The 11570-nt window shown below is 67.0% G+C and carries 12 protein-coding genes; all 12 read right to left on the bottom strand.

Annotated features, from left to right (window positions below; all coding sequences use genetic code 11):
- Positions 1 to 10: 10 nt before the first annotated feature.
- The 12 genes from cobD to cbiD are packed head-to-tail and all read right to left on the bottom strand — an operon-like array spanning position 11 to position 11449.
- Positions 11 to 1123: a threonine-phosphate decarboxylase CobD gene (gene cobD, locus ACUVTA_RS05275; protein ID WP_445951928.1), complete on the bottom strand. Its 1113-nt coding sequence runs from the start codon at positions 1121 to 1123 to the stop codon at positions 11 to 13.
- Complete coding sequence (locus ACUVTA_RS05270) at positions 1120 to 2535, bottom strand: cobyrinate a,c-diamide synthase (protein ID WP_445951927.1); 1416 nt, start codon at positions 2533 to 2535, stop codon at positions 1120 to 1122. The genes cobD and ACUVTA_RS05270 overlap by 4 nt, the downstream gene beginning before the upstream one ends.
- A gap of 15 nt (positions 2536 to 2550) precedes the next feature.
- On the bottom strand, positions 2551 to 4050 hold the full coding sequence (locus ACUVTA_RS05265) for a cobyric acid synthase (RefSeq protein WP_445951926.1): 1500 nt from the start codon (positions 4048 to 4050) through the stop codon (positions 2551 to 2553).
- A gap of 20 nt (positions 4051 to 4070) precedes the next feature.
- The gene (locus tag ACUVTA_RS05260) at positions 4071 to 4697 is read right to left on the bottom strand and encodes a precorrin-8X methylmutase (RefSeq protein WP_445951925.1); all 627 of its coding nucleotides are present in this window, start codon (positions 4695 to 4697) and stop codon (positions 4071 to 4073) included.
- Complete coding sequence (locus ACUVTA_RS05255) at positions 4681 to 5070, bottom strand: sirohydrochlorin chelatase (protein ID WP_445951924.1); 390 nt, start codon at positions 5068 to 5070, stop codon at positions 4681 to 4683. The genes ACUVTA_RS05260 and ACUVTA_RS05255 overlap by 17 nt, the downstream gene beginning before the upstream one ends.
- A gap of 33 nt (positions 5071 to 5103) precedes the next feature.
- Positions 5104 to 5883 carry a precorrin-6A reductase gene (gene cobK / locus ACUVTA_RS05250; RefSeq protein WP_445951923.1) on the bottom strand — a complete coding sequence of 260 codons (780 nt, stop codon included), beginning with the start codon at positions 5881 to 5883 and terminating at the stop codon, positions 5104 to 5106.
- Positions 5880 to 6587 (bottom strand): precorrin-3B C(17)-methyltransferase, encoded by a 708-nt coding sequence (gene cobJ / locus ACUVTA_RS05245; RefSeq protein ID WP_445951922.1) that lies wholly within the window; start codon positions 6585 to 6587, stop codon positions 5880 to 5882. Before cobJ ends, cobK begins: the two co-directional genes overlap by 4 nt.
- Entirely contained in the window at positions 6587 to 7654 is a 1068-nt protein-coding gene (locus tag ACUVTA_RS05240) for a cobalt-precorrin 5A hydrolase (protein ID WP_445951921.1), read from the bottom strand. The genes cobJ and ACUVTA_RS05240 overlap by 1 nt, the downstream gene beginning before the upstream one ends.
- Positions 7651 to 8412 (bottom strand): precorrin-4 C(11)-methyltransferase, encoded by a 762-nt coding sequence (cobM, locus tag ACUVTA_RS05235; RefSeq protein WP_445951920.1) that lies wholly within the window; start codon positions 8410 to 8412, stop codon positions 7651 to 7653. Before cobM ends, ACUVTA_RS05240 begins: the two co-directional genes overlap by 4 nt.
- The gene (gene cobI, locus ACUVTA_RS05230; protein WP_445951919.1) at positions 8409 to 9104 is read right to left on the bottom strand and encodes a precorrin-2 C(20)-methyltransferase; all 696 of its coding nucleotides are present in this window, start codon (positions 9102 to 9104) and stop codon (positions 8409 to 8411) included. The genes cobM and cobI overlap by 4 nt, the downstream gene beginning before the upstream one ends.
- Positions 9105 to 9117: 13 nt before the next feature.
- Positions 9118 to 9711, bottom strand: a complete 594-nt coding sequence (gene cbiT / locus ACUVTA_RS05225; protein ID WP_445951918.1) for a precorrin-6Y C5,15-methyltransferase (decarboxylating) subunit CbiT — start codon at positions 9709 to 9711, stop codon at positions 9118 to 9120.
- Positions 9704 to 11449 carry a cobalt-precorrin-5B (C(1))-methyltransferase CbiD gene (cbiD, locus tag ACUVTA_RS05220; protein ID WP_445951917.1) on the bottom strand — a complete coding sequence of 582 codons (1746 nt, stop codon included), beginning with the start codon at positions 11447 to 11449 and terminating at the stop codon, positions 9704 to 9706. Before cbiD ends, cbiT begins: the two co-directional genes overlap by 8 nt.
- Positions 11450 to 11570 lie beyond the last annotated feature (121 nt).

The raw sequence follows: 11570 nt of genomic DNA, 5'->3' as shown, positions 1-11570 counted from the left end.
CCTTATAATTCTAACCTTGCCCGGGGGCCGCGCGCAACACGGCGCCCAAAGCCCGCACCAGCCGCTCATTTTCCGCCCGGAGGCGCACCGCCACCCGGATAAAACCGCTACCGAGTCCAGGAAAGTTAGCGGTGTCGCGCACTAAAACCCGCTCCTGCGCCAGACGCCTGGCAAGCGCGGCGGAAGAAAACCCCGTACCGCGAATGTCGAGCAGCAGAAAATTCGCCACTCCCGGCACCACCCGCACGCTGGGCAAGGAAGCAAGCGCGCTAGCGAGGTACGCCCGTTCGGTCGCCACCACGCGCCTGCTTTCTCTAATGTATTCTTCATCCCCTACCGCCGCCACCCCCGCCACCTGCGCCAGCGAATTGACGTTCCAGGAGGGCAAAAGCGAGAGGATCTTCCGCTGCAGCGGCGGCAGCGCCACGAGAACGCCCAGGCGCAAACCGGCCAGCGCGAAGAACTTGGTGAGCGAGCGGAAAACGACCAGGTGTTCCCAGCGGGGCAGCAGGTTGAGCGCGGTCAGCGCCACGGCGTCGGGGAGAAAATCGAGAAAGGCCTCGTCCACCACGAGGTAGGCGTCCGCCCGCGCCGTGGCCGTCGCCACGTGCTCCAGTTCGTCCGGCGCAAGTAACCGGCCGGTGGGGTTGTTGGGCTGGCAGAGGAAAAGGGCGTCCGCCCCGGCGAGGGCCGCAGGGAGTTCTTCCCAGGGGAAGGCGAAGTCCTCTCCCTTAAGGTAAAGGTACCGGATCTCCCCGCCCCAGGCGGTGACGCTCAGCGCGTATTCCGCGAAGGTTGGCGCCGGTACCACCGCCCGCCTGATACCCAGGGCCGGCACCAAAAGGTTGATGAGCTCTGCCGTCCCGTTTCCCGGTATAAGCCACGCCGCCGGCACCTTAAGGTAGGCGCTAAGCGCCTCTTTGAGCGCCGTGCATTCGGGGTCCGGATAGCGCCAGATTTCGCTGGTAGCCGCCTGCAGGCAAGCCAGCACCCGCAGGGGGGGCCCGAGCGGGTTGATGTTGCAACTGAAGTCGAGGTACTCGTCCGGCCGCCCACCTAACTCCCGGGCCGCGCGGTAAGGGTTACCGCCATGCTGCTGCCAGCGCGTCAAGCTCGTGCTCAAGATTCACACCCTTCCCTCCAAGCAAAATTCGGGGCCACCCGCCGGCAGGACGCCCGGAAAGCCGCGCAGCAAGCCACAAAGCGCCGCGCCATCGCCAGCCGGCTCAAGAAATGCGGGTGGAGGTAAGAAGCCACCAGGTTTTGGTAAACCGCACCGTCCACTTGCGCTTCGCCCCGCCAGTTAACGAGGCGGTAGGCCGGGGGTAAAGCTTTTTCCCAGTTAATCCGCGAGTAGTGAAAGACGTGGCCGCGGACCTTCTCCCCGCGATCCAGGAGGGGGCTGGGAGCCAGCGCTTCCGCTTCGACGTAGCCGAGACGCTGCAGCCGCTCCGTCAACGCCACCCGCCCCGGCAGCACACCCACCAGCGGGTAAGTTGCTTCACCGGCGGTAAGCGCCGCGCAAAGGTAGAGAAGGCCACCGCACTCCGCGACCGTGGGCATCCCGGCCGCTACCGCCCGCCTAATTTCCTCCTGCAGCGCAGTATTTGCGGCGAGTTCCCCCGCAAAGACCTCGGGAAAACCACCACCGAGATAAAGGCCAGCGCTCCCAGGAGGCAGCTTTTCGTCCCGCAGGGGGCTGAAAAAGGCAAGCTCCGCGCCGGCCGCCGCGAGAAGCTCCAGGTTTTCCGGGTAGTAAAAGGAAAAGGCGGCGTCCCGGGCCACAGCGAGCCGCACCTGCGGCGGCGCAGGAACCTCAGGGAAAAGGGTTTTTGGTGGCCGGGGCACGGGTGGCGCCGCGGCCACCCGGAGGACTGCTTCCAGGTCCACGCCCCCCGCTACCACCGCCGCGAGCTTCCCGATGCGCTCTTGCAGCGCCACAGTCTCCTCTGCCGGCACCAGACCCAGGTGGCGCGCGGGAAGTTCGAGTTCCGGGTCGCGGACGAGATACCCGAGAACCGGCACTCCCGCTTTCGCTTCGATCGCTTCTTTAACGAGCGCCGCGTGGCGCGCGCTTCCGGCGCAGGTGAGGATCACCCCCGCCAGGCCGAGTTCGGGGTCGAACTCCCGGAAGCCGAGAACTACCGCCGCTGCCGAAGCGGCCATCCCCCGCACGTCGAGGACCAGCACCACCGGCGCGCAAAGCAGTTTGGCTAAGTAGGCGGTGCTCCCAGGGCCGCTTCCCGACCCGACCCCGTCGTAGAGGCCCATCACGCCTTCGATAATGGCGATATCCGCCCCGCACGCGCCCCGCAGAAAAACTTCGCGCACCGCGTCAGGCGGCAGCATCCAGGTATCGAGATTCCGGGAAATGCGCCCCGTAGCCGCAGTGTGAAAACCGGGGTCGATGTAGTCGGGTCCGGTTTTGAAGCCTTGAACTTTCAGCCCCCGCTGCGTCAGCGCCGCCATCAGCCCTACGGCAACCGTCGTTTTGCCCGCGCCACTTGACGCTCCCGCGATGACCAAACGTCGCACCTACAAGATCTCCTTTCAGAGCCCCAGCCAGCGGTAAATCTCCCGGAGGTTGAGGTGTTCCCGAACCGCTGCTGCCAAACGGTCAAAGTACTGCTCTTTAAGCCGTACGAAGGAGACGCCGTAATCAACCGGCGGGAGGCCGCGCCGCCGGCGCAGCAGGTTTAAAAAGCCGCGGCGGAAGCCATCCGCCTCGAAGAGGCCGTGGAGGTAGGTCCCCCAGACCGCTCCCGCAACCGCCCCCTCGGCGGCGGTCCCGGGCGGCGCCTCCAGGGTAAAGCTGGGGGCCGCGCCCGCCCCCCGGAAGGTTTCTCCGGCGTGAATTTCGTAACCAAAGACCTTCTCGCCCGCAAGCGGCGCCAGCATCCCCGCCCCGGAAACAAAACCCGCCCGCCGCACCGTCACCTTCCCCGGCCGGAAGACCGTCACCACGTCGAGAAGCCCCAGCCCCGCGTAAACCCCGGCCTCATCCTCCAGTCCCTCGGGGTCCTGAAGCTCGCGTCCAAGCATCTGATAGCCGCCACAGATGCCTAAAAGCGGCATTCCGGCCGCCGCCCGCTCCCGGATTACCGCCGCCCAGCCGGTAGCAGAGAGCCAGCGCAAATCGGCAACGGTATTCTTTGTTCCGGGAAGGATAAGGAGATCGGGTTGGCCCACGCAGCGCGGGTGGCTCACGAAACGGAGCGAAACGTCCGGCTCCGCAAGCAGCGGGTCGAAGTCGTCGAAGTTGGCGATCCGGGGAAGGCGCACCACCGCGATGTCGAGCGCCGCATCGGGGCGAATGAACCCGGCCCCCAGGCTCACCGAATCCTCCGCCGCCACTCCCAGGTCGGCCCAAAAGGGAAGCACGCCGAGCACGGGCCGGCCCGTCTTTTCCTCCAGAAAACGGAGGCCGGGCGTTAGGATCGCCACATCCCCGCGGAACTTGTTAATCACCACGCCCCGGATCCGGGCCGCTTCTTCCGGAGGGAGGAGGACAAGGGTCCCGACTACCTGGGCAAAAACGCCGCCCCGGTCAATATCGGCCACGAGTAGCACCGGCGCTTCTGCCAGCGCCGCCACCCGCATGTTAGCGATGTCTTTTTCCCGGAGGTTCACCTCCGCCGGGCTCCCCGCCCCCTCAATCACCACCACGTCGTAGTCCTTGCTAAGCCGCGCGTAGCTCTCCCGAACCGCCTGCCAGGCGCGGCCAAGACAGTCTTCCCGGTAGCCCTGCGCGGTAAAATCGCCGCCCGGGCGCCCGTGGATGATCACCTGCGCCACACTATCACCCTTGGGCTTAAGGAGCACCGGGTTCATATCGACGGTTGCAGGAACGCCCGCGGCTTCCGCCTGCACCCCCTGGGCGCGGCCGATCTCGCCACCGTCGGCCGTAACGTAGGCGTTCAGCGACATATTCTGCGCTTTGAATGGCGCCACCCGGTAGCCGTCCTGCCGGAAGATCCGGCAGAGCGCCGTCACCAGGATGCTTTTCCCGGCGTTCGAGGCGGTGCCCTGCACCATTAACGCCCGTGACACGACCCGCACCCCCGCAAGAATTAATGGGTAGCCGCGGCTAAGCTGAGCAGCGCGTTGACCACTGCCGCCGCCACCGCGCTCCCGCCGCGCGTTCCGCGCAGCACCACCGCCGCGATGTCGGTCGCTAGCAGCGCTTCCTTCGCCTCCGCCGCCCCGACAAAGCCGACCGGGACCCCGATAACGAGCGCCGGGCGGATGCCGGCCTGGTAAAGTTCCAGCACGCCGTAAAGCGCCGTTGGCGCGTTACCCACCGCCACCACGCTCCCGGCAAGGGCCGTCTTCAGAAGCCGCATACCCGCGAGGGCCCGGGTGATGCCGCTCCGGGAAGCTTCTGCCGCTGCACCCGGCTCCGCTACCGCTACCCGGATCTCCGTTCCTTCCGGAAGCCGCCCCCTGATTCCCGCCGCTACCATCTGAACGTCGCAGACGAGGCGGGCCTCCTGCCGCAGCGCGGCAACGCCCGCGGCTACCGGCGCGTGGTGGAAAACCAGCTGCGCCACAACTTCCGGGTCCCCGGTGGCGTGCACCACACGCCGCGCCACCAGGAATTCCTCCGGCGAAAGGACGCGCCGCCAGGGCGCCAGGAGTTCCTCGATGATCGCCATGCTGCGGGTTTCGATCGCCCGGGGGTCACCGAGAAACTCCATCCTGCACCTCCGCAATCCGCTCCGCCACAATAGCTACGATCCGGGGGTCAAAGCCGATGTGTCGCGCCAGGATAAACTCCACCCCCGGATGCGCGCTACTCAGAGCTGTTAGCTCTTCCGGAATGTCCTTTCGGATGTGGAGCCCGTCGGTTAAGAAGACCGGGGCGACAATTACCTTTCTCGCTCCCGCCGCCACCAGTTTGGCCGCGGCCCCGGCAAGGTTTTGGCGCGCCGCCTTGGGATTCATCCAAGCCGGCTCAACCCGTGCCCTGGGGAATATTCTGGCAATTTCGGCGGCCACCCGTTCCAAGAAAAGGTTCGCTTCGTCTACTGCCGCCCGGCTCCCGTGCCCGAGCACAATAATCCCTTCCAAAAAGAATCCTCCTTCCTAAGCGAAGGCAGAGGCTCACCGGTTGGGCCCCCACCCCAAAATTTCGGTTACCCGCTTCAAGAGCTCCGCGGCGGTAAAAACGGCCCCCGACGGCTCCGGCGGCCGCCGGACCACCACCACGGGGATCCCGAGAGCAAGCGCCGCTTCGATCTTGGCGTCTTGGCCTCCAACTGCGCCGCTTTCCTTCGTGACTACGACCGTGGCCCCGAAAGCGCGGAAGAGTGCCCCGTTGAGCTCTACCGGTAGCGGCCCCTGGAGGGCCACGATATCGCCTGGGGAAAGCCCCGCTTCGCGGCAGGCGGCGATGGCCGCCGGTTCCGGTAGCACCCGCGCCACTACGCGGCACCCCGCCGCCCGGGCCACCGGGAGGAAAAGGGGTAACGTCTTGCTGCCGGTGGTGAGAAAGATCACCGGCCCCCGCGCCGCAGCCTCCCGGGCCGCCGCGGCAAAGTCGGCACAGGCAACGACCTGCGGGTCAGCGGGCAGCGGCGCTGCCGGACGGGCGTAACGGAGGTAGGGCACCCCGCACCTGGCGGCCGCTTGTCTGGCGTTGCGGTGCGCTTCCGTGGCGAAAGGGTGGGTGGCGTCGACGACCAGGCGGACCCCCTGCGCACCGATAAGCGCCGCGAGGGCTGCCGCGTCACGCCGGCCCACTACCACCGGCCCTGCAAAACCCTCGCGCGCCAGCGCCGCCCCGTAAGGTGTCGCTACGCTTACCAACACCGGCCACCCCGCTGCCGTGAGCATCCGGGCCGCCGCGCGCCCCTCCGTCGTACCGCCGAGAAGGAGAATCACCAGTTGTACCCCCGCGGGGTAATCATTACGCCGTTAGCCACATAAGTATGGGAGTTGCCCACGATCACCGTGGCCCGCATATCTACGGGATACGCCGTCACCGTGGCCAGGTCGCAGAGCACTTTCCGCTCGCCCGGGCGTCCCGCGTCCCAGACGATCCCCACCGGCGTCGTTGCCGGCTGCCCGGCCCGAAGAATTTCCATTGCCTCCAGCCACCGCTCTTTTCTCTTCGTGCTGGAGGGGTTATAGAGTACGAGCACAAAGTCAGCCGCCACCGCGGCCTCGAGCCGCTTGACGATTACCGGCCAAGGCGTGAGCAGGTCACTCAAACTCACCACGGCAAAATCGTGGCCGAGCGGCGCCCCTAACAGAGCCGCCGCCGCTGTGGCCGCCGTCACCCCGGGCACCACCGTCACCGGTACTTCCGCCGCCGCGGCCACCTCCAGGACCGGCGCCGCCATGCCGTAAACGCCCGGATCGCCACCCGAGAGAACCGCCACCCGCGCGCCGTCTGCCGCCCGCGCCACCGCCGCGCGCGCCCGCGCCACCTCTTCCCGCATCCCGCTGGGGACGACCTCCTTGCCCGCAAGCAGGTCGCCCACCAGCCCTAAATAAGTGCGGTAGCCGAAAACTACCTCGGCCTGGGCCAGCGCTTCCTTAGCCCGCGGCGCAAGTAAACCCGGATCCCCCGGTCCGATCCCCACTACGGCCAGGGAGCCACCCCCACCGCCACCGTCACCCGGGGAAAGATGGTCTTCCGGACCACGAGTTTCTCTGCTCCCGCCGTCAACGTTGCCAGCTCGCATATGTTTCCCACCCCGATCTTTTCTTTCACCCGCTTACTTTCGCTCACCGCGCCCGGCCCTAGGGCCGCCTGCACCCTTTTCAGTGCCGCCAGCGGTAAAAACCGCACCGGAACGCCGAGTTCTGCCGCCGCCTCTTTCAGACCCACCTCGTCCTTTTTCAGCGCCACCGTGGCCAGTTCCCGCAGCCCCGCAAGCGGTAGGCCCGCCGCCCGCATCACCGCGCCAATCGCCTGCCGGATCGCGGCTGCCTCCGTCCCCCGCCGGCAACCCACCCCGACAACGTAGCGGCGCGGCCGCAAGAAGAGATAGGGGCCCGGCGGTGGCGTCACCTCTTGCTCCGTAACCAAGAGCCAAGCGGCAAACCCCGCCGGTGGAGGCGCGCCGGGCCGCCAGCGCAGAAGCGCCACCTCCGGCGGCCAGTGGTAGTCGACCGGCGGCACCGCCTCGTCCCAGAGCAGCGCCACCCTTTCGCCGTCCAGCAGGGCCCGGGCCACCCGCGCCAAGTTGGGGCGCGGTTCGAGCGCGAGGTTGAACCTGGCCGCGAAGAGATCCACTGCCGGGCGCCCCAAGCAGTCGCTTGCCGTGGTGACGACCGGGCAGGCACCGAGGGCCGTAGCCACCTGCTCCGCTAGCGTGTTCCCGCCGTGGTGGCCGCCCACTAAAGTGACCGCGAAGCGCCCCGCCTCATCCACCACCACTACCGGCGGGTCGGTGAATTTGTCCGCGAGGTGCGGGGCCACCAAGCGCACCGCGACGCCCACCGCGCCCACGAAAACAAGCGCCTCTACCCGCGGCAAAAGCGCCGCCACGCACTCCCTGAGCGAGCGGTACGGCTCTCCCGCGCCGAGCTTGGCCGGCGCGTAGATCGCTACCCGCCGCTCATTTAGAGCCGCCGCTACCCGCTCCGCCAGGGCGTAGCCCCGGGCGCTCAAGACCACCACGCCCAAACCTTCCCGCACCTTCACGCGTCGCCTCGCTTCCGGCAACCGTGGCTGAAGTTCGGGTCGTAAAGGCGCGCAGGCTCCCCTGCCGCTTCCAGAAAATCACCCACTAGGATAAGCGCCGTCTTGGTAATGCCGGCCCCCCGCACTGCCGCGGGAAGCTCGCCGAGCCGGCAGTGAATTATCCTTTCCTCCGGCCAGGTAACCTTTTCTACCACTACGACCGGCGTCTCCGGCGGGTAACCGGCAGCGAGGGCCGCGGCCACCTCCTCGATCAGATGGACGCTTAAGAAGAGACAGAGGCTCGCCCGGTGCCGCGCCAACGTCGTCAGGGTTTCGGCCTGCGGTACGGGTGTTTTGCCGGCCAGGCGGCTCAAAATCAGCGTCTGGCTCACCCCAGGCACGGTAAACTCCTTTTTCAGGCGGGCCGCCGCCGCCAAGAAAGAACTCACGCCCGGCACCACTTCGTAAGGGACGCCGGCCGCCTCCAGATCCGCCATCAGCTCCGCGATCGCTCCGTAAAGGCTTGGATCCCCTGAAGAGAGGCGCACCGCTACTTTATCGGCCCGCGCCGCGCCGACCAGGATCCCCGCGATTTCCTGCCGGGTGAGCGTCGCACTGTTATGGCGCTCCGCCCCGGGACGAACGTAACGGAGAACTGTCGGCGGGATAAGCGAACCGGCGTAAACGACCACGTCCGCCTCCCCGAGCAGCCGCGCCCCTTTTACGGTGATCAGTTCCGGGTCACCCGGGCCAGCCCCGACAATGTAGACCGGCTTCATTTTCTCACCACCACGAGCGAGAGGTAATCCGCAACCGGGAACGCTGCTAACGGCCCCTGCCGCTCGCCCGGAAAACCGCACCGCTCGTAAAGGTACGCCTTCGCACCAAGGCCAGCACTTTCCACCGCTGCCCGCACCCCATTGAGGTGGCGCCCCGCCTTTAAGACAACAGTGCAGTCAAAAGACTCCAACACTGGCGCCAAGTCCGCCGCGGCAGTGGCGGAAACCACCGCGAGCCGTTCATTTCCCTGGACCGTAATGCCGCCAGCCGCCGCGCACGCCGCGAAGGCGTTCACTCCCGGAATCACCGCGATTTTTGCTGTCGGCGCCAGCGCCCTGACTGCCCGCTCGAGATAAGGAAAGGTGCTGTAAAAGGTAGGATCGCCCAGGGTGACGAAGGCCACGTCCTTTTGCGCCCTGAGCCGGGCCACCACCTGCTTCGCCGCCTCCGCCCAGGCCGCTTCAAGCGCCGCGCTCTCCCGCGTCATCGGAAAGTGGAGCGGCAAAAACTCCTTCTCCCGCAGCTTCTCTGGCCCGAGTACCGCCAGCACGATCTCCCCGGCGATGCTCTCTTCTCCTTTTCGCGCTTGCGGTGCAGCAATCACGGGCACGCGCTCCAGTACCCGCAGCGCCTTCAAAGTAATCAGTTCCGGGTCGCCGGGCCCCACGCCCACCCCGTAAAGTGTGGCCACGCCCACTCCTCCCTTAAGCTTGTTCTCTGGCTGCCACCACCAGAAAAATCGGGTTGCCGCCCCGCAACAAGGTCCTCCCCCCGACCTTTTCCCCCCGCACCACCGAAAGGCTGATGATTTCGCCCTGCCAGCCAAGCCACCGGAGCATCCCGGCCGCAGTCTCTAAAGTCTCGAGAGTTACGGCGCTCACCACCAGCCGCCCTCCCGCCGGCAAGAGCTCCCGCAAGTAGGCCAAGATTTCTGGCAGCCGCCCGCCGCTGCCCCCCACAAACACCCGGTCCGGGCGCGGGAGCGCGCCTAAAGCCGCCGGCGCCTCTCCCGCCACCACGGTTAGGTTGGTCAGCCCGAAGCGCTCCCGGTTGGCCCGGATGAGTGCGGCACGCTCCTTTTCAGCTTCAACCGCGAAGACCTTTCCCTCCGGCATCAGCCGCGCCGCCTCAACCGCCACCGAACCCGTGCCCGCGCCGACATCCCAGAAGACACCCGCTAGCGGCAGCCGGAGCTTGGCAAGCACCACCACCCGCACCTCTTCCCGCGTAAGCGGCACCCCATCCCGCAGGAAGGCCGCGTCCGGAATGCCGGGCGTCACGTAAGGGAAATCAACCAAGAACCACCACCACCGCGTTGGGGAAAGGTGTGGAAAGGGCCGCAAGTTCCCGGGCCTTACCCGCAAAGCTTTTTTCTTCCGGAAGCGAGAGGTTGGAAAAAACGTGTACCCGCCGCTCCCCGAAACCGTGGGCGGTAAGCAGGGCGCCCACCCGCTGGGGCGGATAGGCCGGTCCCGTGAAGACCAGAACCTTCGCTGCTTGGCGCGCCGCGCCCAGCAGCGCCGTCGCGTTCTCTTCGCGCCCGTGCAGGCTGACGAAAACCGCATCCTCGTAACCGGCAGCGAGCCGGGCGAAGGCCAGCGCCGCCGTGCTGATCCCCGGCACCACCGTCACCGGCAGATCGGGAAGCGCGCGCCGGAGCGTTCCTAAGAAGCTAAAAAGCCCCGGGTCGCCCGAAACGAGCACCACCACGGGCACCTCCCGGCTCCGGGCCGCAACGGTAGCGATAAGCTCCCGCCAGCTGCGGGTAATAAAGTAGCGCTCCACATCCGGCCCGCCTTCGATACCCTCAAGCACCCGCTCCCCGCCAACAAGCACTTTCGCCCCCCGGATGATCCGCCAGGCCGCGGGCGTGAGGAGATCAGGCGCGCCCGGCCCCACGCCAACCACGTAAACTCCGGGCGACAACGCCCCACCAATTCCCGGCAAATCCACCCGGAAAGCTGCGGCGACTTCCCGCGCCCCCGCGTCACAACCGAGCACGGCACCGTCGCGGTCTAAAAGCACCGTCCCTACCTTCAGCTTCCCCTGAACGTAGGCCTGCGCCCGCTCGCTCGCCCGCGCCGCCGCCACGGCGAAGACCCTTTCCAGTCCTGCCGCGCGCAGCAGTGGCACCGCCTCCTCCACCGTAGGCGTTGCCAGCAGCCGCGCCACTAACGGCGGTGGGGCCCCTTCCGCGGCGGCCAAGGCAGCCAGGATTTCCGCGCGCGCATCTGCCACCCGGCTGTGGGTGTGGAAAATACCGCCGGCAACCTTGAGGAGCTTACCGAGGTGCCCCAAAAGGAGAACCGCCCTCACCCCCGCAGCCGCTGCCCGCTCGAGCATGTAACCGGCAAAATTGCTTATCTGGACTACCGCCTCCGGAGGAAAGCCGTAATCTTCTACCGCCACCTTCTCCCCCGTCCGCCCCGGCACGAAGACGAGTTCCCGCCGCCCTTCGGCCGCTGCCACGTTCACCGCGCAGCCGAGGCTTTCCCGGTAGGCCTCCTCCGACATCGGTTTGACAATCCCCGTCGTCCCCAAGATCGAAATGCCCCCCACAATCCCCAGCCGCGGGTTAAAGGTTTTCGCCGCCACCGCCGCCCCGCCCGGCACGCTGATCGTCACTGTGGCCCCGCTACCCGGCGGCAGCACCGCCGCCACCTCCCGGAGAATGAGCCGCCGCGGCACCGGGTTGATCGCCGGCTCCCCCACCGGCACAGGCAGCCCCGGCCGCGTCACCACCCCTACCCCTTCGCCCCCGCGCAACACTATTCCTGCCAGCGCCGGCCGCACTTCCGCAAAAATTGTCAGCCCGTCCGTTACGTCCGGGTCGTCCCCCGCATCCTTCACCACCCCGCAGCGCGCCCACTCCTCTCCCCGCACCGCCGCCGCCACCGGTAGCCGCAGCTCCCGCCCTTCGGGGGTAACTACAGTCACCGCCGCCGGCGCCTCGCCGCGAAAAAGGAGTAGTGCCGCAGCTTTGGCCGCTGCTGCCGCGCACATCCCCGTGGTATAGCCCTCGCGAAGCCGCTTCAAGTAAAAGAACCTCCCGAAAAAGATTCCCTATAGAATTCTACCTCAGACCGCCCAAGCGTTGAATCAGTACCTACCCAGAGAGACTTAGGTGGTATTCGTAATCAAGATTCTTCAAGGATTC

This window comes from Thermodesulfitimonas sp., from assembly GCF_052743955.1.
This window is presented reverse-complemented; position numbering and strand designations above follow the sequence as displayed.

Coding starts and splice junctions, on each gene's coding strand:
- ACUVTA_RS05260 (WP_445951925.1), bottom strand. CDS start 4,697: ATGGAGTTTCTCGGTGACCCCCGGGCGATCGAAACCCGCAGCATGGCG.
- cobM (WP_445951920.1), bottom strand. CDS start 8,412: ATGAAGCCGGTCTACATTGTCGGGGCTGGCCCGGGTGACCCGGAACTG.